The organism is Paenibacillus xylanivorans (assembly GCF_001280595.1).
GTDB lineage: Bacteria > Bacillota > Bacilli > Paenibacillales > Paenibacillaceae > Paenibacillus > Paenibacillus xylanivorans.
Genome location: NZ_LITU01000014.1, coordinates 1 through 1,286 on the forward strand (window position 1 = coordinate 1; position 1,286 = coordinate 1,286).

Annotated in this window: 2 protein-coding genes; both read right to left on the reverse strand. The window is 44.5% G+C overall.

Annotated features, from left to right (window positions below; translation table 11 throughout):
* Positions 1–35: 35 nt before the first annotated feature.
* Complete coding sequence (locus tag AMS66_RS01220; protein WP_053779094.1) at positions 36–899, reverse strand: IS3 family transposase; 864 nt, start codon at positions 897–899, stop codon at positions 36–38.
* Positions 896–1,216 (reverse strand): transposase, encoded by a 321-nt coding sequence (locus tag AMS66_RS01225; RefSeq protein WP_053779095.1) that lies wholly within the window; start codon positions 1,214–1,216, stop codon positions 896–898. Before AMS66_RS01225 ends, AMS66_RS01220 begins: the two co-directional genes overlap by 4 nt.
* Positions 1,217–1,286: the final 70 nt, after the last annotated feature.

Consider the following 1,286-nt stretch of genomic DNA (forward strand, 5'->3'; position numbering starts at 1 on the left):
GGTCTTACCCCTGTCAAGTAGACAGATGAAAAAAGCTATGCTGCCAGTGCGCATCGATATTCAATCGGTGCGCGCTGTTTGAGTTTGGCTTGAAAACGTCGGTAATTGTAATTGTACATATAATCTTCCACGGCTTGTCGAATCTCTACTTCTGAATTACACTGGTTAAGGTACAGCTTCTCTGTCTTGAGATGCGAAAAGAAGGATTCGATGCATGCGTTATCCAGGCAGGTTGCTTTGCGAGAGTGGCTGCCCTTCACGCCGAATGCTTCTAATCGTGTGTTGTACGCCTGAGACGTGTATTGGAAGCCCTGATCCGAATGGAGCACGGCTTCCGAAACGTCTCTTTTTTGTGTCCATTGTTCCACCGTATCCAATACGAGCTGAACATCGTTCCGTTTAGATAATTGCCAAGCTACAATTTCGTTGTTGAACAAGTCTTGAATCACAGACAGGTAAACGAATGTGTTTCCATCTGAAATATAAGTAATATCCGTCACCATTTTTTGCTGGGGTGCTGTGGCATGAAATTTGCGCTTCAGGCGATTCGGATAAATCACAGATGGCGTATAGCTGGACTTCTTCCGCTTCTTACGAATTACCGATTGGATCGATAGTTCCCGCATGATTCGCCATACTTTCTTGTGATTAACGTTCAGACCAGCCTCCCACAACGCCGTTGTCATGCGAGGATAACCAAACTCTCGGTTTGCAAAATGAATAGCCATCATGTGTTCTTTGATCTCACGCTCACGGTCTTGTCTTGCGTCTCGCTGCGGCTGTGTTGCTCGCCATTTGTAGTAACTGGAACGGGGTATTCCTGTAATCGATAATAGGCGTGTAATGCCATGCGAGCAGCGCAATTCGTCTATGATATCGTAGTTCTCCCGTTGGCTCAGCGCTTCTCCTTTACTAGATTTGGATACCGCTTTTTTAAATAATCCACCTGTGCTTGAAGGTAATCCCGTTCTTCTTCTACACTGCTAAAGGCAGTACGAGGACGTCCTTTCATTGGATTCGGAACATTGTTTTTTCGCTCATCAAACGCTTCCCCGTTTTTCCATTTTTTTACCCACACCTTCAGTTGTGAACAGTTTCGAATTCCTTCGCGATCAGCGACCACCTTGTAACTTGAAGAACCTTCGACATAGGATCTAACTGCATTCAATTTAAACTCTTCGGTATACGTCTGAAATGTTTGTCCTTTTTTGGCCATAAAAATATCCCCTCCAAGTGTCACTTGAACCCTCATGATAACATGAAGGTTTTTTCAAGTGTCTACTTGA

Coding starts and splice junctions, on each gene's coding strand:
- AMS66_RS01225 (WP_053779095.1), bottom strand. CDS start 1,216: ATGGCCAAAAAAGGACAAACATTTCAGACGTATACCGAAGAGTTTAAA.